Origin of the sequence: Mucilaginibacter sp. (assembly GCF_965201005.1) — a bacterium.
In the GTDB taxonomy this organism is placed as follows: domain Bacteria; phylum Bacteroidota; class Bacteroidia; order Sphingobacteriales; family Sphingobacteriaceae; genus Mucilaginibacter_A.
In genome coordinates this window covers 2514329-2535000 of sequence record NZ_OZ241747.1, presented here as the reverse complement: position 1 = coordinate 2535000, position 20672 = coordinate 2514329, and the positions used below count along the sequence as shown (strand labels likewise).

General features: G+C 41.4%; 20 protein-coding genes. 9 read left to right on the top strand and 11 right to left on the bottom strand.

Annotation, left to right across the window (positions count from 1 at the left end):
• Window positions 1-287 precede the first annotated feature (287 nt).
• From ACOFKR_RS11670 to tgt, 3 genes are read right to left on the bottom strand one after another with little or no spacing between them, the layout of a single operon-like run.
• On the bottom strand, window positions 288-1205 hold the full coding sequence (locus tag ACOFKR_RS11670; protein WP_419800978.1) for a DMT family transporter: 918 nt from the start codon (window positions 1203-1205) through the stop codon (window positions 288-290).
• The gene (locus ACOFKR_RS11665) at window positions 1206-2306 is read right to left on the bottom strand and encodes an LptF/LptG family permease (RefSeq protein WP_419800977.1); all 1101 of its coding nucleotides are present in this window, start codon (window positions 2304-2306) and stop codon (window positions 1206-1208) included.
• Window positions 2306-3436 carry a tRNA guanosine(34) transglycosylase Tgt gene (tgt, locus tag ACOFKR_RS11660; RefSeq protein ID WP_419800976.1) on the bottom strand — a complete coding sequence of 377 codons (1131 nt, stop codon included), beginning with the start codon at window positions 3434-3436 and terminating at the stop codon, window positions 2306-2308. The genes ACOFKR_RS11665 and tgt overlap by 1 nt, the downstream gene beginning before the upstream one ends.
• Window positions 3437-3557: 121 nt before the next feature.
• On the opposite strand from tgt, the gene ACOFKR_RS11655 reads away from it, so the two are divergent.
• The 4 genes from ACOFKR_RS11655 (at window position 3558) to dprA (ending at window position 7067) form a co-directional block, all read left to right on the top strand.
• Window positions 3558-4676: a glycosyltransferase gene (locus tag ACOFKR_RS11655; protein ID WP_419800975.1), complete on the top strand. Its 1119-nt coding sequence runs from the start codon at window positions 3558-3560 to the stop codon at window positions 4674-4676.
• A complete protein-coding gene (locus tag ACOFKR_RS11650) occupies window positions 4667-5281 on the top strand; it encodes an RNA polymerase sigma factor (protein ID WP_419800974.1) in 615 nt (204 codons plus the stop codon). The genes ACOFKR_RS11655 and ACOFKR_RS11650 overlap by 10 nt, the downstream gene beginning before the upstream one ends.
• Window positions 5271-5897 carry a 16S rRNA (guanine(527)-N(7))-methyltransferase RsmG gene (gene rsmG, locus ACOFKR_RS11645; protein WP_419800973.1) on the top strand — a complete coding sequence of 209 codons (627 nt, stop codon included), beginning with the start codon at window positions 5271-5273 and terminating at the stop codon, window positions 5895-5897. The genes ACOFKR_RS11650 and rsmG overlap by 11 nt, the downstream gene beginning before the upstream one ends.
• 75 nt (window positions 5898-5972) lie before the next feature.
• Entirely contained in the window at window positions 5973-7067 is a 1095-nt protein-coding gene (gene dprA / locus ACOFKR_RS11640) for a DNA-processing protein DprA (protein ID WP_419800972.1), read from the top strand.
• Window positions 7068-7072: 5 nt separating this feature from the next.
• On the opposite strand, the gene ACOFKR_RS11635 is transcribed toward dprA, so the two are convergent.
• From ACOFKR_RS11635 to sppA, 5 genes are all read right to left on the bottom strand, one after another.
• Window positions 7073-7546 carry a SixA phosphatase family protein gene (locus ACOFKR_RS11635; protein WP_419800971.1) on the bottom strand — a complete coding sequence of 158 codons (474 nt, stop codon included), beginning with the start codon at window positions 7544-7546 and terminating at the stop codon, window positions 7073-7075.
• Between the two features lie 14 nt (window positions 7547-7560).
• Complete coding sequence (locus ACOFKR_RS11630; protein WP_419800970.1) at window positions 7561-8238, bottom strand: porin family protein; 678 nt, start codon at window positions 8236-8238, stop codon at window positions 7561-7563.
• Window positions 8239-8259: 21 nt separating this feature from the next.
• Window positions 8260-9255: a glycosyltransferase family 9 protein gene (locus ACOFKR_RS11625; RefSeq protein WP_419800969.1), complete on the bottom strand. Its 996-nt coding sequence runs from the start codon at window positions 9253-9255 to the stop codon at window positions 8260-8262.
• Window positions 9256-9270: 15 nt separating this feature from the next.
• Entirely contained in the window at window positions 9271-10977 is a 1707-nt protein-coding gene (locus ACOFKR_RS11620) for a helix-hairpin-helix domain-containing protein (protein ID WP_419800968.1), read from the bottom strand.
• 83 nt (window positions 10978-11060) lie between these two features.
• Entirely contained in the window at window positions 11061-12821 is a 1761-nt protein-coding gene (gene sppA / locus ACOFKR_RS11615) for a signal peptide peptidase SppA (protein WP_419800967.1), read from the bottom strand.
• Window positions 12822-12900: 79 nt separating this feature from the next.
• Between sppA and folK the strand changes: the two genes are divergently transcribed.
• A complete protein-coding gene (folK, locus tag ACOFKR_RS11610; protein WP_419800966.1) occupies window positions 12901-13392 on the top strand; it encodes a 2-amino-4-hydroxy-6-hydroxymethyldihydropteridine diphosphokinase in 492 nt (163 codons plus the stop codon).
• On the top strand, window positions 13393-13782 hold the full coding sequence (locus tag ACOFKR_RS11605) for an Hpt domain-containing protein (protein WP_419800965.1): 390 nt from the start codon (window positions 13393-13395) through the stop codon (window positions 13780-13782).
• On the opposite strand, the gene purS is transcribed toward ACOFKR_RS11605, so the two are convergent.
• From purS to rho, 3 genes are all read right to left on the bottom strand, one after another.
• The gene (gene purS, locus ACOFKR_RS11600; protein WP_419800964.1) at window positions 13779-14030 is read right to left on the bottom strand and encodes a phosphoribosylformylglycinamidine synthase subunit PurS; all 252 of its coding nucleotides are present in this window, start codon (window positions 14028-14030) and stop codon (window positions 13779-13781) included. The genes ACOFKR_RS11605 and purS overlap by 4 nt on opposite strands.
• Window positions 14008-14721, bottom strand: coding sequence for a CDP-diacylglycerol--serine O-phosphatidyltransferase (gene pssA / locus ACOFKR_RS11595; RefSeq protein WP_419800963.1), 714 nt, complete (start codon window positions 14719-14721; stop codon window positions 14008-14010). Before pssA ends, purS begins: the two co-directional genes overlap by 23 nt.
• 85 nt (window positions 14722-14806) lie before the next feature.
• Window positions 14807-16573 carry a transcription termination factor Rho gene (gene rho, locus ACOFKR_RS11590; RefSeq protein ID WP_419800962.1) on the bottom strand — a complete coding sequence of 589 codons (1767 nt, stop codon included), beginning with the start codon at window positions 16571-16573 and terminating at the stop codon, window positions 14807-14809.
• Between the two features lie 211 nt (window positions 16574-16784).
• On the opposite strand from rho, the gene pyrF reads away from it, so the two are divergent.
• The 3 genes from pyrF (at window position 16785) to tkt (ending at window position 20596) form a co-directional block, all read left to right on the top strand.
• Window positions 16785-17672 carry an orotidine-5'-phosphate decarboxylase gene (gene pyrF, locus ACOFKR_RS11585; RefSeq protein WP_419800961.1) on the top strand — a complete coding sequence of 296 codons (888 nt, stop codon included), beginning with the start codon at window positions 16785-16787 and terminating at the stop codon, window positions 17670-17672.
• 146 nt (window positions 17673-17818) lie between these two features.
• The gene (locus ACOFKR_RS11580) at window positions 17819-18553 is read left to right on the top strand and encodes an ROK family protein (protein WP_419800960.1); all 735 of its coding nucleotides are present in this window, start codon (window positions 17819-17821) and stop codon (window positions 18551-18553) included.
• Window positions 18554-18583: 30 nt separating this feature from the next.
• Window positions 18584-20596: a transketolase gene (tkt, locus tag ACOFKR_RS11575; RefSeq protein WP_419800959.1), complete on the top strand. Its 2013-nt coding sequence runs from the start codon at window positions 18584-18586 to the stop codon at window positions 20594-20596.
• The last annotated feature ends 76 nt before the right edge of the window (window positions 20597-20672 follow it).

Here is a 20672-nt window from a genome sequence, read left to right as displayed (position 1 = left end):
AAACTCTTATAGGAATTTTATTTCGGTACATAAATTGCAAAATTTCTGATGTAAATCAGGTAGTTTTTAATATTCTAACATTAACATTTTATTTAATCAAAATTTTTAATTGAAAAGTGTTATTATGCTGATAGTTAAATTTTTATCAATTTAAAAACCATTAGAATTAATTAAATCCTAAAAAAGTTAGCGTAAAACGATTCTTAATAATCATTTTAACTAATTTAAGAATTTAGTATATTAGATATAAACTGTTGATTTAATATAGTTTACAAAAAATTTAAAATCTATCTAATACTGTTTCTTTTTAACTTATAAGCTGCAATTTTTTGTTGTGCAACCGGAAATAAAAATATGGTGGAAAGGATTAACCCCGCCCCAATCCAAAATCCGGGTGTCATTTTTTTAAGGTCCCCAAAGAAAATAAAAGCCAGGATAATCCCGTAAACAGGTTCCAGATTAGTAATCAACGCCACCCGGAAAGCAGATATATATTGCATTACCGATACGCCTGCCACATAGGCTACTGAAGTGCACAGGGTTCCTAAAATCAGTAAATAAATCATATCATCTTTGTTTAAAGCAAAACTTTTATGGAAACCGCCTGTAAAAAAAAGGTAAATCGAAATCCAAAGAAAAGCACCGGAAAGTTCATAAAAAGCAATTACCGGTGCAGGTTTCTGTTTGGCAAATTGCGAATTTATGATGGTAAATATGCTGGCTGCCGAAGCACTGATCAACCCTAAAATAATGCCCTTAGTGTATCGGGTTTCAAATTTAAAAATTAAAACAATACCGGTGATAATAATCAGCCCGGCCATGATTTCGAGCTTGGAAATACTTTTACTGGTTACCAAAGGCTCAAAAACGGCTGTGAACAACGTTGTTGCCGATAGACAAACTAAGGTAACGGATACAGTAGAAATTTTGATCGACTGGAAAAAAAGAAGCCAGTGCAAACCAATAATTGCACCGGTGAAGATAAATTGAAGCAGGTATTTCCAACTGATTTTAAAATCAATTTTAGCAATGATAAAGTATAAAAAAAGTGATACAAAAGCGATCAGCAGCCGATACCAAACCAAATAAACTGCCGAAATGGAAATTAGCGCACCCAAGATGCCGGTAAACCCCCAGATAAAAACAGTAGCATGCAGCAATAGCAGGTTTTTTTCTAATTCTGTAATGGCAGGTTTAAACTTCATTTATTTGGGGGCTTTTTTAAGCAGGTATAAGCCAAGTATCCCAAAAATTATATTGGGTATAAAAACAGCTATGATAGGCGGCAAACCCCCTTTTAAAGCAAAAACTTTTGAAAACTGAACGGTAACAATGTAGGCAAAACACAAAAAGATACCAATCCCCAACGGCAAACCGATGCCGCCACGCACTTTACGGGACGACATAGCCACACCAATCAGCGTTAAAATATAAGAAGACAAGGGGTAAACAAAGCGCTGGTATTTTTCATACAACAAATCTACCATGATGCCGGTTCCACGAATTTTTTCTTTCTCAATATTGGTGTTCAACTCTTTCATCGGCATTGCATCATACAAATTGTTATGCGCCTGAAAATCTGATGGTTTGACATCCAAAATAGTATCTTTTTTGGTTCCGCTCACTAATTTTTCTTTTAATCCGTTAACGTATCGGGTAGAATAATCCATCAGCGACCAAACATGCTTTAAAGAATCGTAAACAATGCGTGTTGCTGTAGTTTTCTGTCGGAGGGAATCGTGGTCGAACTTTTCTAAAGCAAACTGATAGCCGGTTTTTTGTGCCTCATCAAAGGATTGTACATAGATATAAGTTTTTTTATCCAATTGCATGTGCACTTCACTTTGCTGCTGGTTGTTGCCATTGCTTACATAAGTGTTTTCAAAAGTAGATTTGAGCTGGTTGGTGTGCGGTATGATGTAAACATTAAAAATCAATGAAACCAGGAAAATAATTGTAGCCGAGAAAGCATAAGGCCGCAAAAACCGATTAAAGCTGGCCCCACCGCTTAAGATAGGCACAATTTCGGTCAAATCGGCCATTTTCGCCGTAAAAAAAATAACCGCAATAAAATTAATTAAGGGCGATAAAAAGTTGAGGTAAAACGGGATAAAACCAAAATAGTAATGCGTGACCACAAACCAGAAACTCAAATGATTTTTTAAAAAGTCGTCCAGTTTTTCCGAAATATCAAACACGATGATGATCACCAGAAAAATACCTAATGTAAACACAAAAGTGCCCAGGTATTTATTGATAATGTACCAATCAATAATTTTAAGGTAACGTTTTGTTAATCTGCGCATTATAAACGTTGGGCAAGTGTTTTTACCATATTTTCTTTCCAGCTGTAAAAAGTACCTTCGATAATTTTTTCGCGTGCTGTTTTTACCAGCCATAAATAGAAATGCAGATTGTGGAGCGTGGCAATCTGTGCGCCAAGCATCTCTCCGGAATGGATTAAATGGCGCAAATAACCCTTAGAATAATGCTGATCTGCAAACAAATCACTTTCGGCATCAATCATTGAAAAATCGTTTTTCCATCTTTCATTTTTAATGTTGATAATGCCGTTTCGTGTAAAAAGCATTCCGTTGCGGCCGTTGCGTGTAGGCATCACGCAATCAAACATATCGATGCCCAAAGCAATGTTTTCCAACAGGTTTACCGGTGTCCCAACACCCATCAGATAGCGTGGTTTATGCTGAGGTAAAATGTTGCAGACTACCTCTGTCATGGCATACATTTCCTCCGCCGGCTCGCCTACAGAAAGGCCGCCGATGGCATTTCCTTCCCGCTCGAACGAAGCAATTACTTCTGCAGATTTCTCCCGCAAATCTTTGTAAACTGAACCCTGGACGATAGGAAAAAGTGTTTGCGGATAACCATATTTAGGTTCAGTTTGATCAAAGCGGTCGCAGCAGCGTTTCAGCCAGCGGTGCGTCATGTCGATAGAACGGCGCGCATAGCCATATTCGCAGGGATAAGGCGTGCATTCATCAAAAGCCATAATAATATCGGCACCGATAGTGCGCTGCGTGTCCATTACGTTTTCGGGCGTGAACAAATGTTTGGAGCCATCGATATGCGAGCGGAAAGTAACGCCGTCTTCCTTGATTTTCCGTACTTCGGTTAATGAATAAACCTGATAACCTCCGCTATCCGTCAAAATCGGCTTGTCCCAATTGATAAATTTATGCAAACCGCCAGCCTGTTCTAACGTATTTAAACCCGGCCGCAGGTACAAATGATAAGTGTTGCCGAGGATGATCTGCGCTTTAACATCATCCGAAAGTTCGCGCTGGTGCACCGCTTTTACCGTACCGGCCGTGCCCACCGGCATAAATATAGGTGTTTGGACAACGCCATGACCTGTTGTAATTTCCCCTGCCCGGGCTTTAGAAAACGGATCCTGGGCAATGTGTTGAAACTTCATTTATACACCTCTTTTTACAGCAAAAATAGCAAATAAAAGCGTTTTGCTTTTCGATTTATTGCAGGTAAGTACGGTAATGCGGTTTCTTTTTAAGAAATTTGCCTTCCGAAAAATTTTTGTTTTGGAAGTACCATTACCCCATATTCTGCTCGCACTGTTTTTGCTTTGTTTTATCATCCAGCTTTATTTCCTGGTTTCGCAAAATTTGTCTTTTAAAAAAGTAGGCATAAAAACAGTATTATCTGATCAGGTTTTGCCGGTTTCTGTTGTAATCTGTGCGCGTAATGAAACTGAAAACCTGCAGCAAAACCTACCATTTATCCTGAATCAGGATTATCCGGATTTTGAAGTAGTTGTGGTGAACGATTGCTCGGGGGACAGTTCTCCACATATCCTTGATCATTTCAAAACCGAGTACCCGAACCTTAAAATAGTAACCGTTACCGAAAGTCGGCATTTTAAAACAGGGAAAAAATTTGCTTTGACGATGGGCATTAAAGCCGCAAAAAACGAATATTTACTGCTTACGGATGCAGATTGCAGGCCCGCATCAGATCAGTGGGTGCGTTTGATGCAGCATGGTTTTACAGCCGGTAAAGAACTGGTGCTGGGTTATTCACCCTACCAAAAAACTTCCGGGTTTTTAAATACATTTGTCAGATTTGAGACCGTAAAAACAGCAATCAGTTACCTGTCTTCAGCCTTAAACAATAAACCCTACATGGGCGTTGGCCGAAATTTAGCCTACACCAAATCGTTGTTTTTTGGGGCGAAGGGTTTTGCGGCACACATGCACCTGCTGTCTGGCGATGATGATTTGTTTGTTAATCAAAACGCAAACCGGCTTAACACGGCAGTGCAAATCCAGCCCGGTGCCTATACTTTCAGCGAAACAAAAACAAGTTTACGCGCTTATTACCGGCAGAAAAAGCGGCATATGGGCGTTGGGAAATATTACAAAAGAAAAAACCGTATATTGCTTACTTTAGATGCGTTGAGCGGGTTTATTTTTTTTACCTTGTTAGTAGTGTTGCTTTGCCTTAAAATTGAACCGGTAATAGTTGCAGGTTTGTACGTTTTCAGGCTGATGTTACAATGCTTCTTTTACCAGGCAATTTTTAAAAAGCTGGACGCCGCCGATCTGATATGGAAATTCCCATTCTTGGATCTGTTTTATTATTTATACCTCAACGTGTTCGGGATGGTTGGATTGGTTACAAAAAATCTGAGATGGAAATAAACGTTAACTTTTCTGAAAACGCAAAAAACGATTTTAACCTGGTGGTGCGTGCCAGGAAAGGCGAGCAGAAAGCTTATGCCGATTTGATGCAGCGTTATAAAGAATCCATCTATTTTATGGTGCTCAAGATGGTCAACAATAAAGACGATGCGCAGGATTTAACCGTTGAAACCTTTGGCAAAGCCTTCCAGAAACTGGATAAATACCAGCCGGAATTTGCTTTTAGCACCTGGCTTTTCCGTATTGCAACCAATAATTGTATCGATTTTATCCGTAAAAAAAAGCTGAACACGCTTTCTATTGATCGTTTGGTGGATGAAGAAGGAAACAACCAGCCGCTGCAAATTAAATCAGATATGCTGAACCCGGAAGAATCATCGATCAAAAAACAGCAGGCGCAGGAGTTAAAGCTGATTGTTGAAGGCTTGCCGCAACGTTACCGCAACCTGATTATGCTTCGTTATTTTGAAGAACTTTCCTACGATGAAATTGCCAAAGCACTGGATTTACCGCTGGGCACTGTTAAGGCACAATTATTCAGGGCGAGGGATTTATTGTCTAACGTGCTGAACAGAAGAAAAAAAGACGTAAACAGTGACTTCTGATTTTTTGCTGAAGTATTTCCCGGATTTAACATCGCAGCAGCAGGATCAATTTAAGCAGTTACAGCAATTGTACAGGTTCTGGAACGAACAGATCAACGTTATTTCACGTAAAGATATTGACCTGCTATACGAACGCCACGTATTGCACTCACTCGGTATCGCCAAAATCATTTCTTTTTTGCCCGACGAAAAAGTGTTGGACGTAGGCACCGGCGGCGGTTTTCCAGGCATTCCTTTAGCCATATTGTTTCCCGCAACCCGGTTTCATCTGGTCGATTCCATCGGCAAGAAAATAAAGGTGGTAAAAGAAGTATCGCAGCGTTTAGGTTTGCAAAATGTAAAAGCCACACATGCCCGTGCAGAAGATATTGACGAAAAATTTGATTTTGTGGTTTCCCGAGCGGTCACACAATTAAAGGACTTTTATCCCTGGGTGAAAAACAAATTTAATAAGCAATCCAAAAATCAGCTTAAAAACGGGATTTTATATTTGAAAGGCGGCGATCTGACTCAGGAAATTGCCGAATCCGGCTTAGATGTGAAGGAATTTTTATTAAGTGATTTTTTTACCGGAGCTTTTTTTGAAACCAAAAATGTGATCTACATAACCATTTGATCACACAAAATTTATATTGTAAAAACAGTATTGGTTGATTTGTAAATAATTTTCTTAATTTAGAAGAAATTATTTATGTCTCTTTTAGATCAGCTTGCCTTAACTTTTGTGCCCGGAATCGGAGATGTGCTTGCCAAAAACCTGATCAGTTACTGCGGAAGTGCCGAACAGATTTTTAAAACTTCCCGCCACAAATTATTGCAAATCCCCGGCATCGGCCCAAAAATGGCAGCTTCAATTTTAAATGCCGATTGCCATAAACGCGCCGAAACAGAACTTGAATTTATCCGGAAAAACCACGTTAAAGCAATATTTTTTACAGATGCTGCTTATCCCAAGAGATTAAAATCCTGTGTGGATTCGCCAATGATGTTGTATTATCAAGGCAATGCAGATTTAAACCAGAAGCGGATCATCAGCATAGTTGGCACGCGAAAAGCAACTAATTATGGCCGACAATTGTGCGAAGAACTGGTGGATTCACTTAAAAATTACGAGGTAACTGTAATTAGCGGCATGGCTTACGGTATTGATATTTGTGCGCACAAAGCCTGTTTAAAACAACAAGTTGCAACCGTCGGGATTTTGGGCCATGGCTTGGACCGGCTGTATCCTGCGGTACATCGTAATACGGCCGAAAAAATGTTGGAAAACGGTGGTTTGCTTACCGAGTTTCCTTCGCAAACCAATCCTGACCGGGAAAATTTCCCCAGAAGAAACCGTGTGGTTGCCGGTATGGCCGATGCCACAATTGTAGTGGAGGCCAGCTTAAAAGGCGGCGCATTGATTACTGCGGAAATTGCCAATTCTTACAACCGCGATGTTTTTACTTTCCCCGGCAGGATAGGGGACGAGTTTTCGGAAGGCTGCAATTTTTTGATCCGGTTTAACAAAGCCGGTTTGCTGACCAGTTATGCAGATCTGGCCGAACAAATGGGCTGGCTGGATCAGGTTTTGCCCGTCAAAAAACAACAATTATTGTTTCCGTTGGATTTGTCTTCCGAAGAAAAACAAATTTTTGAAATGTTGAAATCCGCTGGGCAAACAGGGATTGATGACCTGTCTTTAAAAACTAATTTACCGGTCAGTATTCTGGCCATGAACCTGTTAAACCTTGAAATGCAGGGCTTGGTACGTTCTTTACCCGGAAAATCTTATAGCTTGACCTGATGTGTTCAAGGCTGCTGATACTGTAATAAAGTTCCTGTTCCGATACTTACTTTGGCCCAGTTTTCTGCATTCAGTTCAATTTCAGCCCAAGCACTTGTGGCCATGGTGGTAATTTTTCCGGTTAAATAATACAACAGGTTGCTAATACCCGGATTGTGGCCTGTTAAACAAACCTGTTCAAAATCATTATTCAGCTGGTTAACTATTTTTAACAATGTTTCTGCATCGGCTTCGTATATTTTGGGGTTGATGACCGGTTCATCAAAACCAAAAGTAGCGGCAAAAATATGTGCTGTGTTTAAAGCCCGAATGGCCGGACTGCTGACAAACATATTTGGTGTAGGGATACTGTTCAATAGTCTGGCGGCCATTTGTGCCGATTGTTGTTTGCCGGTGTCGGTTAAATCACGGTCAAAATCTTCAATTGGAGTTGTTTTCGGTATAGCCTCACCGTGGCGGATCAAGATCAATTTTTTCATAGGTAAAAGAAGCATTAATGATTATTGAACAGATAGGAAACAGCAATCCCGAGAACTTTGTTGCGCGTTTTGATATCTATATCATCGTAAACACTGGGCGTGGCGATGTTTCGTAAGCCATATTCGTAATTTATACCAAAACCAATGCCATGCAAAAGCCGGATTTCTGCCCTCAAATTTAAACCGTAATCGGTGCGTTTATAGTCGCTGTTTTCATTATTCCCAAACACAACCTGATTGCTGCCATCAATCGCAGAATCAAAAACAATACCCGACAACGAATATTTTCCGCTGATGCCATAAGCGGCATAAGGGCCTCCGCCAAAAAGTAAGGTGCCGGTTTTAGTAGGGATTTTATACAAAAAAACGATTGGGGTTTCCAGGTAACATAAGCGCGTGTTTTTACGCCTGTTGGTGCTGTTTTCCGGGTTGATATAAGTATCAATACCGCCTTTTCCATCTAAAATCAGCTCTGTTTGAATGGCCAGTTTATGCCAGTTGATCTCTGCAATCCCTCCAAATCTAAAATTACCGTAACTTTTATTTTGATAAGTTGAGTTTGTGGGATTATCGTAAGCACTGACCGAGGCAAAATTAATACCTGCTTTAACCCCAAACTTTACGGTTTGCGCCTCCGCTGTACAGTTTAAAAACATAAACGCAAGGATTACAAAAAGTCGGTTTTTATGCATATGATTTTTCAAATAGATACTTTAGGAAGAAGTGTTCGCAAAGTTTATCAATTGCTCATCCGAAATATCGTGCATACATTTAAAATGCCCTAACGGACATTTTTCCAAACCATATTTTGAGCAGGGCCGACAATATAAATCAACCCCAACCACTTCTGCATTTTTGGTTTGATACGGCCAAACGCCTACCAGTTCCGGCACTGTACTGCCCCAAACCGAAGCAATCGGTACAGCAAAAGCTTCGGCAATATGCGTTAAACCGGTATCAAAACCAATTATTTTTTCGGCTTTCGTCAGGATAAAAACCGATTGGTCCAAACTGATCTTTCCGCAGGCATTGTAAATATTTTTGCCTGTAAAAGAAGCAATTTCATCGCCGTTCGCCTCCACGTCTTTCCCGCCAAGCAGCACAACCGGCAAATCGATTCTCTTGCAGATGCTGATGACTTTTTCATTTGGCATCCGTTTGGTAAAATGCGTTGCGCCGATGATAAAAACCACAAAGTTTTTTTGGTGCGAAACAGGCAGCAATCCCGCCAGATTATACGGCTGCTTTACATAATAATTTATCGGCTGGCCATCATTTTTCACCCCTAAAAACAGCACCGTTCCCAAATACTGTTCAACAATATGTTTTCCGGGGAGCAGATTCCACCTCAATTTCAAATAAAGCCATTTTTTTATAGGATGTTTGATTAGGGTTGAAGCCGGAATTCCGGTTTTAAACTTGATAATCGAAGTGCGCAGGTTGTTGTGCAGATCAATCAGGTAATCATAATTTTCAGCCTTGATCTCATTAATCGTATCGTTCAAATTTTCATGCAGTAAAAGAAGCTTGTCCAGATACGGGTTTCCTTCATAAATATATTTAAAAAGCGGTTTTGTTAAAAAATGGATTTCCGCTCCGGGCAATTGCAGTTTCAGGCAGCGCACCACCGGCGTGGTATAAATAACATCGCCCATCGAACTTAGCCGGATGACCAGGATTTTAAGCGGTTTTTTTAAATTGGTTTTCAATTTTGAAAGAGATAATTAAAGTGCAATGCTTCTTTTACCGACTAAATTTTTGTCTTTTTGCGCTTGAAAAAAAGCATCAATTTCCATCCCCGATAACGCGTTCAGGCACATTGCCCTGGATAAACCGCCTTTGCGCGCCACGTGGATACCATAGTGCATGTCCCACAAACCAGTCGTTCGGTGCGCATCCGGGTTGATGGACAAAAAAACGCCTTTTTCCAGCGCATATTGGTGCCATCGCCAATCCAGGTCCAAGCGTAGCGGGTTGGCATTGATCTCGATCACCACACCATTTGCCGCGCAGGCATCTATAAGTTTAGTGTAATCCACCGGATAACCGTCCCGGCTCAGCAGTAATCTTCCGGTTGGATGGCCGAGGATCGTAGTGTGCTGATTTTCAATAGCTTTAATCAACCTTTCCATCGCCTTTTCCTCGTTCATCCGCAAATTTGAATGTACAGAAGCCACCACAAAATCAAATTTTTCGAGTATTTCCTGCGGATAATCCAGCGATCCGTCGCTCAAAATATCAGATTCAATCCCTTTAAAAATCTTAAAATTTTGAATTTTTTTGTTGATCGAATCTACTTCCTCCATTTGCTGCAAAACGCGTTCTATGCTCAAACCGCTGGCATAAAACGCACTTTTGCTATGATCGCAAATGCCGAAATATTCCAGTTTAAGTTGATCCCGACTATATAAAGCCATTTCTTCCAGCGTGTTCACGCCATCGCTCCAGGTGCTGTGGTTGTGCAGCGTTCCGCGTAAATCTTTAAATGTAATCAGTTGCGGCAATTTTCCTGCAGATGCTTTTTTTATCCAGTAAATCCCTTCCCGCAGTTCCGGTTCGATAAAAGGCAAACCGGCTTTTTCATAAATTTCTACTTCGGTTTTGGGTTGAAAATCTACATCCGAAATCCTCGAAAACACATTTTGCACATGCTCCGGGTTGCCGGTTTCGATAAATACAGTTTTCACAAAATCCTCCGGGACACAAAAAACCAGTTTTACCAACATGCCATGTTCGGTTTTTCCATACCAGAAAGTTTCGTTTTGAGAATCAAATTTTAGATAAGAAACTTCATTCAAAGCCGAAATTAATTTTGCCTGATCTTCAGCAGCAATCACTACAACCAGTTCGTCCACAATTTCCAGTTTTCGGCGGAACTGCCCTGCCGATGCTGTTTTTATGCCGGTAAAAGAAGCATCCAGGTTTTGCAGCAAGTCATGTTCGATCGCTTCCGCCTGCGCGTACAAAAATTTCCCTTGCGAGGCAATATCAAACTCAATCGTTTTTTTGATCTGTTCCTGCGTTTTCAACCCAAAACCTTTGGCCTCGATCAGCCGGTTTTCGTTGCAGGCATAATACAATTCGCCAACAGAATCAATGTGCAGTTCGTGCCAGATGATAACGATTTTTTTCGGGCCGATGCCTTTGATCCGCAGCATATCAATAATGCCGGCCGGCGTTTTTTCTATATAACTTTCGGTTTCTTTCAGTGTGCCGGTTTCCAGCAGTTCTTCAATTTTTACGGCGATGCTTTTGCCGATACCATCAATTTTGTCCAGTTCGGCCAGCGTTTTCCCAGCCAGCGGAAACGGCAGTTTATCTGCCTTAAAAGCAGCATTGGCAATGGATTTTATTTTGAAAGGGTTTTCTTCGTGCAGCTCCATCAACTGCGAAAGGAAGCGGAGATGCCGGGAAATTTGTTTATTTTCCATAAAAAACAGGGGTAAAAGAAGCATCAAAAATACAAAAGCCACCTTTTGCGAAGTGGCTTTTGTTGGATTATTTCAGAAAAATATCAGCGGATATCCAGCTTATAAGGCAACCGCATTTGCGCGCCGCTGTATTTCAGGATGGTTTGCAGATCGTTGTAATACTTGTAATTGTCGCCAAGTTCCTGCTTCATCATATAAGTTTTTACTTCGGAAGTTAAACCTGCGCCAAAGTTTTCCAGCAGTGATTTTTGCTCCGGATAAGCTACTAATTTATAATCCGAAATTTTTGCTTTTGCCGCCGCCGAACGAATGGCCGCATCCAAACCGCCCAATTTATCAACCAAACCGATTTTTAACGCTTGTGCACCGGTCCAAACGCGGCCCTGACCAATGCTGTCGATATATTTCTGTGTTTTGTTCCGGCCTGATGCCACCGCATTTGTAAAATCCAGGTAACCATGATTTACCTGATCCTGCAAAATTGCGCGCTCTGCCGGGTTTAGCGGACGCGTTACATCGCCCAGATCAGCAAATTTTCCGGTTTTTACGCCATCAAAAGTTACGCCCAGTTTCTGGTTCAAAAAGTTTTTCATGTTTGGCAAAATCGCAAAAATCCCGATAGAACCGGTAATGGTATTGGGTTGTGCGTAAATGGAATCCGCGGCGCAAGCCATGTAATAACCGCCGGAAGCAGCCACATCGCCCATAGAAACAATAATTGGTTTTACTTTTTTGGTGAGATAAACTTCGCGCCACAACACATCCGAAGCCAGCGAACTGCCGCCCGGCGAATTGATGCGCAACACAACTGCTTTTACTTTTTTATCCAAACGCGCTTTGCGGATGGCTTTGGAAATCCCTTCAGAACCGATCGAATTATCATCACCTTCGCCACTGCCAATATCGCCCGAAGCATAAATTACGGCAATGCGTGTGTTTGAAGAGCCAGAATCTTTGTTTTCGTCCGGATCATTATAATCGGCCAGTTCAACCATGTTCAAATCACTATTTTGATCGATGCCGCTGCGTTTTTTCAGTTCGGTCAAAACTTCGTCTTTGTATTTTAAACCGTCAACCAGCTTATATTTTAAGGCATCTTCGGGATATTTAATTTTAAGGTCATTGGCGATGTTGAACAGCGAATCTTTGCTCAGGTTACGGCTTTTGCCAATGTTGGTGAGGAAATAATCATACAAAGAACCCAGATAAGAGTTGACCTGAAGGCGGTTGGCATCGCTCATTTTATCCAGAATAAACGGCTCAACGGCACTTTTAAACGTACCCACTTTAATCACTTGTGCTTCAATACCCAATTTATCCAGCGCGCCTTTAAAAAAGGTATATTCGGAATGAAAACCGCGGAACTCAAAAATCCCTTTCGGGTTGATATAGATTTTATCGGCCACAGAAGCCAAATAATATGCGCCTTGTGTGTAAATTTCGCCGTAAGACAGTATAAATTTCCCTGATTTTTTAAAGTCGATCAGCGCGTTGCGGATTTCTTCGGAAGTGGCCTGGCCGGAAAGCATATAACTTTCATCAAGGTAAATACCTTTGATGTTGCTGTCGTTTTTTGCCCTTTTGATGCTGGCCAGAATATCGTTCAGGCCGATGGATTTTTTTACGCTCAGGTTTAAAAACGGGATCCCGGAAAGCGGGTTGGCAGAGGTGCGCTCCTTAATATCATAATTAAAAGCCAGACGAAGCACAGAATTGGCTTCCACATCGGTTTTTTTATCGCTCCGGGCAGAAGAAATCAACCCTAAAACAATAAAAGTAAAAATAACCAAACACAGCAAAACACCGATAATGGTGGCAAAAACAAATTTGAAAAACTGCTTCATTTAAAACTATTCTTTTTTGCAAACTTAGCAAAACGATAACGTTAAATGTTAGAGCTTTGCGCACATAATTTGTTACAACATGCAAACGGTTTATTTTTTATTGGGAAGTAATTTGGGCGACAAAAAAACATACCTAAAAGAAGCATTGCTGCAACTGGAAAAAAATGTTGGCCGCACGATCCGGACTTCTTCCATTTACGAAACCCAATCCTGGGGCGTGACCGGCCAGCCGGATTATTTAAATCAGGTGGTAGAAATGGAAACGCTGTTTTTACCGGATAAAATTTTGGAAAAAACACAGAAAATTGAAAATTTTTTGCATCGGGAAAGAACAAAAAAATGGGGTTCCCGTACAATCGACATCGATGTTTTATTTTTCGGGAAAGAAATTATTGATTTGCCCCAGCTTAAAATACCGCATCCGCAAATTCAACACCGTTTGTTTACGCTGGTGCCGCTGAATGAGTTGATACCCGATTTTGTGCACCCGATATTAAACAAAACGATACAGGAACTAAGGCAGGAAGTTGGCGACGGACTGCTGGTTAAAAAAATTGCTTTTACCAATTAGATGAATATTGAAGATATGAATACTCAAAGCAGCGAACAAGATTTTGACTTGTCTTTTTTAGAAGAAATTGCCGATGGGAACAAGGAATTTCTGGTAGAATCGATTGATATGTTCCTGGTGCAAACGCCGGAAATTTTTGGTCAGATTTCCCGGGCAATTGCCTCGAAAGACTGGACAACTACGGCTTCACTGGCGCACAAGGTAAAATCAAATCTGGGTTTTTTCGGGATGGACCGGATCAAAAATGAAATGCAGGAAATAGAATTAGGTGCCAAGGCTGGCGGTTTGAACCCGGGCCTGACCGCACAATTTGAATTCACAAAAAAAGCTGTGCTAAAAACAGTAGAACAGCTTTCGGAAATCAAAAAACAGATTGAAGCAGAAGTTTAAGCCTGATGCAGCGTGAAAGTATAGCTTTCCATAATTAGGTTGGCCAATAATTTTTTGCAGGCCTGCTCAACTTTTTCTTTGGCGGTATTTTCGTTATCGGCCTCAACTTCTAAAGAAACATGTTTGCCAATGCGCACATTGGTTATTTCGGACAAATCCAGGTTTTTCATGCTTCCTGAAACCGCTTTCCCCTGCGGGTCCAGGATTTCTTTTTTGGGCATCACATCAATTTCTGCTTGAAACTTCATTTTTGGTGGTTCTGATTTGGATGATGGATAAAATAATATAAAAAAATATGATCAACGGTATTGCCGCAAACTTAAAAATTAACAGGGAAATCAAACCAACCATCAGCAGGGCATAACGGTAGCTATTTTCTGCAAAAACCAGGTTTTTAAATTTCAGCGATAAAAGCGGCAACTCGGCCACCAGCAGCCAGCAATTGATGATGATGTAAATAATCAAAAAATACGGGCTTAAAATTATACTGGTAAAAGAAGCATTGCCCTGCATCAAAATTAGCGGAAAAGAAGCTGTAAGCATGGCACTTGCCGGCGTGGGCAAGCCGATGAAACTGTTGGTCTGGCGGGTATCTAAATTAAATTTTGCCAAACGCAAAGCCGAAAAAACAGCGATAAAAAAAGCACTATATATCCAAAAATTGTTTGATCCAGAATCCGGAAGCTGAAACAATTGAAAAATAATTGCAGAGGGCAAAACGCCAAAACTTACCATGTCGGCCAGCGAATCCAATTGTTTGCCAAGTTCTGAATGAACTTTAAGTAACCGTGCGGCCATCCCGTCCAGAAAATCAAAAAAAGCAGCGATAAAAACAGCATAGGCCGCAAAATCCAGTTTCCCCCGAAAAGCAAAAACAATACCCACGCAACCGCTAAAAAGATGTGCACAGGTTAGGGAATTTGGAATATGTTTCTTCATGTAGCGTAATACGTTTTAAGTTTTAAGTGATACGTTAACTTTACGTATGTCAAACTTATAACATACAACTTAAAACACACAAATTTTAGCTGTTCATGCTAATCAGGAATTCTTCGTTGGATTTAGTGCCTTTGATTTGACCTTGCAAAAATTCCATTGCTTCCTGCGAGTTCATATCGGCCAAATGGTTGCGCAAAATCCAGACACGTTGTAGCGTTTCCCGATCTAACAATAAATCATCTCGGCGTGTGCTTGATGCAGTAAGATCAATGGCTGGATAAATGCGTTTGTTGGATAATTTACGGTCCAACTGAAGCTCCATATTGCCGGTCCCTTTAAATTCTTCAAAAATCACCTCGTCCATTTTAGAGCCGGTATCAATCAATGCCGTGGCAATAATGGTAAGCGATCCGCCGTCTTCAATGTTTCTGGCGGCACCAAAAAAGCGTTTTGGTTTGTGTAAAGCATTAGCGTCCACACCGCCGGAAAGAATTTTGCCGGATGCAGGCGCAACAGTATTATATGCACGTGCCAAACGGGTAATCGAATCCAGCAAAATCACTACGTCATGGCCACACTCAACCATGCGTTTGGCTTTTTCCATCACGATATTGGCGATTTTGACATGCCGTTCGGCAGGTTCGTCAAAGGTAGAAGAGACTACTTCGGCGCGCACACTGCGGGCCATGTCGGTAACTTCTTCCGGGCGTTCATCAATCAGTAAAATAATCAAATAAACTTCCGGATGGTTTTTAGCGATGGCATTGGCCACATCTTTTAGCAAACTTGTTTTACCGGTTTTGGGCTGGGCCACAATCAAACCGCGCTGACCTTTGCCAATCGGTGTAAACAGATCAATAATACGGGTGGAATAATTGTTGCCTTCTGTAAATAAATTTAAACGTTCCTGCGGAAACAGCGGCGTTAAAAAATCAAACGGTACACGGTCACGCACTTCAGACGGAATACGGCCGTTGATTGCTTCTACCCGGACTAATGGAAAATATTTTTCGCCTTCTTTTGGTGGGCGGATGCTGCCGCGAACGGTATCGCCGGTTTTCAGCCCGAATAATTTAATCTGCGATTGGGAAACATAAATATCATCCGGCGAAGTCAGATAATTATAATCCGAAGAACGCAAAAAACCATAACCATCGGGCATAATTTCCAGCACACCTTCATTTACAATAACATTATCAAAATCAAGGTTTACAGCCGGTTCAGCCTGTTTATTAGGTGCATTAACAGGTATGTTGTTTTGCTGTGGATTTGTGCTTTGGTTACCATTGTTTTGATGGTTGTTCTGGTTACCGTTGTTGTAGCGCTTTTCAAATTTGGGCTGGCGGTTTTCGGCAGGATTGTCATTATAACGGCGAACAGTTTCTGCATTATTTTGAGCAGGTGCAGTAGTTCTTGCAGGCTGGTTTTGCGGCTCTGATCTTGGCAAAACACGTTCTGCAGCCGGAAAGTTGATTTCCGGTACGGCATCTGCCTGGTCATCTTTGGCTGCTTTTATCGTCCGGGTCCTTCTGCGCGGTTTGTCTTCCGCATCTGTGCCGGGATCTGTTACAACCGGCTCAGGATCAGCTTTCTCCTCTTTTGCAGGGGCTTCAGCTTCGGGTGTTTGCAAATGTGTTTCCGGCACTGCCATAGCTGCGGCAGGTTGTGCGGCCCGAGGTTTTCTGCCTGGTTTGGCTCTTTCGGCAGGTGCTGGCGTTGGGGTTTGACTGTTACTGATTTGGGCGATCAGATCTTGTTTGCGCAGTTCTTCTGCCTGGGCAATGCCCAAACCTTTGGCTATTTCACGCAACTCAGATACGAGCTTGTCGTTCAGTTCGGTGGTATTAAACATGAGAAAATATGATAATATTTATCTTTTAAATTAAGATTTGTTGGTAGAAATAAATTTTTCTTTGCTGATACCGTACATCTCAGTAGTGAAACTGATAAAAAAGCATTGGAGAATAGTCTGTTTTTTTGAAATGCAGGAAAATCGTCACGAAAACGCTGCAATTGTAATCAATATTTATAACAATTCAAACTATTTGGTTAAAAAAAATATAATGCCCAATCAACGGTTTTTTGTTTATTTTGATTTTTTATCCGCTAAAAACATGTATTCCAGGCAGCAGCTAATTGATCAAATCCGGCAGAAAAAATCTTTTTTATGTATCGGTTTAGATACTGACCCAGAAAAAATACCGGATTGTTTAAAAGGTTTAAAAAACCCGGTACTCGAATTTAATCGCCAGATAATTGATGCCACACATGATTTATGTATCGCTTATAAACCAAATACGGCTTTTTACGAGTGTTACGGTGCAAAAGGTTGGCAAAACCTGATTGATACCTGCAATTATATCCCGGCCGATATTTTTAAAATTGCAGATGCCAAGCGCGGCGATTTGGGCAATACCGGGCAGATGTATGCAAAAGCTTTTTTTGACCGAGAAATTTCCGGGATGGGATTTGATGCCGTTACCGTTGCGCCTTATATGGGATCAGATTCGGTGATGCCTTTTTTAGCCTATCAAAATAAGTGGGCAATTTTGCTGGCTTTGACTTCTAATGAAAGCCATGCTGATTTTCAATTATCCGGCGGCAATCAGCACAAATTGTTTGAACAAGTACTGCAAAAATCACAACGATGGGGAACAAACGAACAACTGATGTACGTTATCGGAGCCACGCGCGGCGAAGCATTTTCAGCAGTGCGGAAGCTGGTTCCTGACCATTTTTTGCTCGTCCCGGGTGTAGGCACACAAGGCGGCTCGCTGGCAGATGTTTGTAAATATGGAATGAACACAGATTGTGGCTTGATCGTTAATTCGTCAAGGGCAATTATTTATGCTTCCACCGAAAAAGATTTTGCAGAAGCGGCCAGGGCAGAAGCACTGAAAGTACAGCAGGAAATGGAAAGAGAACTTTTTAAATCAGGGTTTTTAAAATAACCGATACCAAATTTATACCGATAAAAACAGCATTGGTGATCAAAACTTACATTCAGCAATGATACAAACAGAAAACGGCCTGCATTGTATTTATTAAATGCTGTTTTTAGCAGATTAATATTACTTTTCGGAAATTTTTCAAAAACATGGACAATCCTTCTGATATAAACAAAATCCTTTGTATCGATATTGGCGGTTCTCATATTAAAGCCACCGTTTTAGATACAAAAGGTAACTCTTCAAAAGATTATCAAAAAATACCGACCCCGGTTCCGGCATCGCCCGAAAATCTGATTAAAGCCATTAAAACACTGGTAAAAGATTTTCCTGAATATGATCATATATCTTCCGGTTTCCCTGGTTTTGTGAAAGACGGTACTGTTTTTACCGCACCAAATTTGGGTACGGATTTATGGAAAGGAACCGATCTGCAAAAACTCCTTAAAAACACTTTAGGCAAAGATGCCATTGTGGTGAACGATGCCGACATGCAGGGCATGGGCGTGATCAGCGGAAAAGGTTTTGAAATGGTAATTACATTGGGAACAGGTTTTGGCACAGCCCTTTTTAAGGATGGTTTTTTATTGCCGCACCTGGAAATTGCCCATTTACCTGTTAAAAAACACACAACTTATGACCAGTATCTGGGTGATAAAGCTTTTGAAGAAGAAGGTAAAGACCATTGGAACAAACGTTTAAAAAAAGTCCTGGGTATTTTAAATACTGTTTTTAACTACGATTTTTTGTATATTGGTGGAGGAAATTCCCGCGAGATAGATTTTAAGCTGGATGAAAACATCAAAATCGTATCCAACCGCGATGGTATTAAAGGCGGCCCGCGTTTGTGGTTGCAGGACAAAAAAGCCCTCAGCAAAAAATAATATACGTATAAACCTTTTTAATTTAATATAATGAATGTAGGAGTAGGAACAACAGACCTTGAACAATTAGCCATTGATACGGTAAGGGTTTTAGCGGTTGATGGTGTCCAGAAAGCCAATTCCGGCCATCCGGGGATGCCAATGGGCGCTGCACCGATGGGCCATGTTTTGTGGTCTGAAGAAATGTATTACAGCCCAAGCAACCCCGAGTGGGCAAACCGCGACCGTTTTATACTTTCTGCCGGCCACGGCTGTATGCTGCAGTATTGCTATTTGCACCTCACCGGATATGATTTATCGATGGATGATCTGAAAAACTTCCGTCAGCTGAACAGTAAAACCGCTGGTCATCCCGAATATGGTTTAACGCCGGGTATCGATGTGACCACAGGCCCTTTAGGACAGGGTTTTGCAAACGGTGTTGGTTTTGCCATCGGGCAAAAACATTTAGCCGCACGATACAACAAACCAGGCCATCATATTTTCGATTACAAAATTTTTGCCATCTGCAGTGATGGCGATATGATGGAAGGCGTAACTTCCGAAGCGGCTTCGTTAGCGGCTCAATTGGAGCTGGGCAACATGATTTATTTGTATGACGATAACCACATCTCTATTGAAGGTGATACCGATATTGCTTTTACAGAAGATGTGGCTGCCCGTTTTAAAGCTTATGGCTGGCATGTGCAGGTAGTGGACGATGGTAACGATGTTGCCGCTATCCGGGCAGCGGTATATAATGCCAAAATTGAAATCCGCAAGCCATCTTTAATCAAGGTGCGTACGCATTTGGCTTATGGTAGCCCGAATAAAGTTGATACACCCGGTGCACATGGTTCTCCGCTGGGCGAAAAAGAAGTGAAACTGGTTAAAGAAGGAATGGGTTTTGATCCTGAGAAATCTTTTTACGTGCCAAAAGAAGTAGCTGATTTTTACCTGGAGTGCGGTAAAAAAGGTGAAGAGAAAGAACAGAAATGGAACGAACAGTATGCTGCTTATAAAAAAGAATTCCCGGAATTAGCGGCCGAATTTGAATTGTTAAGCAGCGGCGGGCTGCCGCAAGGCTGGCAGGATGCCGTTCCAACTTTCAAGGCTGAAGAAGGCAAAATCGCTACCCGTAAAGCATCCGGGAAAGTATTAAATGCAATCGCGCCATTTTTACCGGGTTTGCTTGGAGGTGCAGCGGATTTAGCTCCATCTACCGATACCAATCTGGATAAATTTGAATCATTTACTGCGGAAGACCGTACCGGAAGAAATTTTCACTTCGGTATCCGTGAACACGCGATGGGTGCTGCCTTAAATGGTATGGCTTTAACCAAAGGCATTATTCCTTTTGGTGCCACTTTCCTGATTTTTTCTGAATACATGCGTCCGCCGATCCGTATGGCAGCGATTATGAAAATCAAACCGATTTTCATTTACACACATGACAGTATTGGTTTAGGTGAGGATGGAACTACGCATCAGCCGGTTGAACAGTTGATTTCGCTGCGTTCCATCCCAAACATTACTTTAATACGTCCGGCTGATGCCAACGAAACCGCGCAAGCCTGGCGCGTAGCGATTGAGCACACAGGCGGGCCGGTAATTTTGGTATTGACCCGTCAGGGCATAACCACCATTGATCAGGATAAATACGGAAAAGCAACCGGGTTGGAAAAGGGTGCTTACATCGTATCTGATGTGGAAAATCCGCAATTATTGCTTATTGCAACTGGTTCTGAGGTAGAACTGGTCATGAAAACTCAGGCAAAATTACAGGAAGAAGGCATTGCAGCCCGCGTGATCAGTATGCCATCGTGGGAATTATTTGAAAAACAGGATGATGCATACAAAGAAAAAATCTTTCCTAAAAACCTGAAAAAACGTGTAGCGGTGGAAATGGCTTCTACATTAGGGTGGCATAAATATGTTACCGATGAAGGTGTAGTGATTGGTATGCATACCTTTGGCGAATCTGCCCCGGCGGAAGATCTGTATAAAGTTTTCGGTTTTACCGTAGAAAACGTAGTTGAAAAAGCCAAAGCGTTGATCGCATAAATTTACCCGATAAAAGAAGCATTGGCCTACTCCCTCTCTATTGGAGAGGGCAGGGGTGAGGCGGATGCTTCTTTTA

Excerpts from the sequence above, each read along its gene's own strand:
- ACOFKR_RS11635 (WP_419800971.1), bottom strand. The coding sequence starts at position 7,546 with ATGAAAAAATTGATCTTGATCCGCCACGGTGAGGCTATACCGAAAACA.
- ACOFKR_RS11580 (WP_419800960.1), top strand. The coding sequence starts at position 17,819 with ATGGACAATCCTTCTGATATAAACAAAATCCTTTGTATCGATATTGGC.
- purS (WP_419800964.1), bottom strand. The coding sequence starts at position 14,030 with ATGAAGTTTCAAGCAGAAATTGATGTGATGCCCAAAAAAGAAATCCTG.
- tkt (WP_419800959.1), top strand. The coding sequence starts at position 18,584 with ATGAATGTAGGAGTAGGAACAACAGACCTTGAACAATTAGCCATTGAT.
- ACOFKR_RS11670 (WP_419800978.1), bottom strand. The coding sequence starts at position 1,205 with ATGAAGTTTAAACCTGCCATTACAGAATTAGAAAAAAACCTGCTATTG.
- dprA (WP_419800972.1), top strand. The coding sequence starts at position 5,973 with ATGTCTCTTTTAGATCAGCTTGCCTTAACTTTTGTGCCCGGAATCGGA.
- rho (WP_419800962.1), bottom strand. The coding sequence starts at position 16,573 with ATGTTTAATACCACCGAACTGAACGACAAGCTCGTATCTGAGTTGCGT.
- pssA (WP_419800963.1), bottom strand. The coding sequence starts at position 14,721 with ATGAAGAAACATATTCCAAATTCCCTAACCTGTGCACATCTTTTTAGC.
- ACOFKR_RS11665 (WP_419800977.1), bottom strand. The coding sequence starts at position 2,306 with ATGCGCAGATTAACAAAACGTTACCTTAAAATTATTGATTGGTACATT.
- pyrF (WP_419800961.1), top strand. The coding sequence starts at position 16,785 with ATGCCCAATCAACGGTTTTTTGTTTATTTTGATTTTTTATCCGCTAAA.
- folK (WP_419800966.1), top strand. The coding sequence starts at position 12,901 with ATGCAAACGGTTTATTTTTTATTGGGAAGTAATTTGGGCGACAAAAAA.
- ACOFKR_RS11605 (WP_419800965.1), top strand. The coding sequence starts at position 13,393 with ATGAATATTGAAGATATGAATACTCAAAGCAGCGAACAAGATTTTGAC.
- ACOFKR_RS11650 (WP_419800974.1), top strand. The coding sequence starts at position 4,667 with ATGGAAATAAACGTTAACTTTTCTGAAAACGCAAAAAACGATTTTAAC.
- sppA (WP_419800967.1), bottom strand. The coding sequence starts at position 12,821 with ATGAAGCAGTTTTTCAAATTTGTTTTTGCCACCATTATCGGTGTTTTG.
- ACOFKR_RS11630 (WP_419800970.1), bottom strand. The coding sequence starts at position 8,238 with ATGCATAAAAACCGACTTTTTGTAATCCTTGCGTTTATGTTTTTAAAC.
- tgt (WP_419800976.1), bottom strand. The coding sequence starts at position 3,436 with ATGAAGTTTCAACACATTGCCCAGGATCCGTTTTCTAAAGCCCGGGCA.
- ACOFKR_RS11620 (WP_419800968.1), bottom strand. The coding sequence starts at position 10,977 with ATGGAAAATAAACAAATTTCCCGGCATCTCCGCTTCCTTTCGCAGTTG.